The organism is Ilumatobacter nonamiensis YM16-303, assembly GCF_000350145.1.
Taxonomy (GTDB): domain Bacteria; phylum Actinomycetota; class Acidimicrobiia; order Acidimicrobiales; family Ilumatobacteraceae; genus Ilumatobacter_A; species Ilumatobacter_A nonamiensis.
On record NZ_BAOL01000336.1, the window covers coordinates 1 to 1,033 of the forward strand.

Sequence of the window (1,033 nt, forward strand, 5' to 3'; positions counted from 1 at the left end):
TCCACCTGCCGAAGACGCCCGAGACGCTGGGCCTGATCAATCGTGATCTGCTCGTGAAGGCGAAGCCGTCGCTGCGCGTCGTCAACGTCGCGCGCGGTGGGATCGTCCACGAGCAGGATCTCGCCGACTGCATCTCCGATGGCATCATCGCCGGTGCGGCTCTCGACGTGTTCTCGACCGAGCCGATGACCGAGTCGCCGCTGTTCGGTCTGCCGTCGGTCGTCGTCACCCCGCACCTCGGTGCGAGCACGCGTGAGGCGCAGGACAAGGCCGGCGACACGATCGCCACGATGGTCGAGCTCGCGCTCGCCGGCGACTTCGTCCCGTTCGCGGTCAACGTGAACGCGGCCGAGGCGAACGAGACCGTGCGTCCGTTCCTGCCGCTCGCCGAGCGGTTGGGCAGCATGTTCCAGTCGCTCGTCGGTGCGACTCCGGACGTGCTCGAAGTGTGTGTGGAGGGCGAGATCGCCGGCTACGACACGCGCATCGTCGAACTCGCGGTGTTGAAGGGATACTTCGGATCGATCACCGAGGATCCCGTCACCTACGTCAATGCTCCGCAGCTCGCGAAGGACCATGGCCTGAGTGTGCGTGAGGTGAATTGCGCCACGTCGGCCGACTACGTCAACCTGCTCACGGTGAGCGGGGGCGGGCATTCGATCAGCGGCACGCTTTCGGGCCCGCGGGCGGGACAGCGCGTGACCAACATCGACGGTGTCACGTTCGACGTGCCGCCGGTCGACAACATGGTCATGATCACCAACGACGACCGCCCCGGCGTGATCGGGACGGTCGGCACGTTGCTCGGCGAGGCCGGAGTGAACATCAACGACATGGATGTGAGCCGCACCGAGGACGAGAAGGCGGTCATGCTGATCGCCCCGACGAAGCCCGTAGCCCGAGAAGTCCTCGACGATCTCCGCGCAGCGCCGGGCATCGTGCAGGTCGCCACCCTCTCCGCCTGACACGTCCATCACGATCCGCGTTCTCGTGAACAGTTCGTGCACGGAGCGCCGGAACTGTTCACGAGAAC

Annotated in this window: 1 protein-coding gene; it reads left to right on the plus strand. The window is 66.0% G+C overall.

What is annotated here, in order from left to right; genetic code table 11:
- On the plus strand, positions 1–965 hold a 965-nt coding region (locus ON45_RS20530; protein ID WP_040496646.1), incomplete at its 5' end, for an NAD(P)-dependent oxidoreductase.
- Positions 966–1,033: the final 68 nt, after the last annotated feature.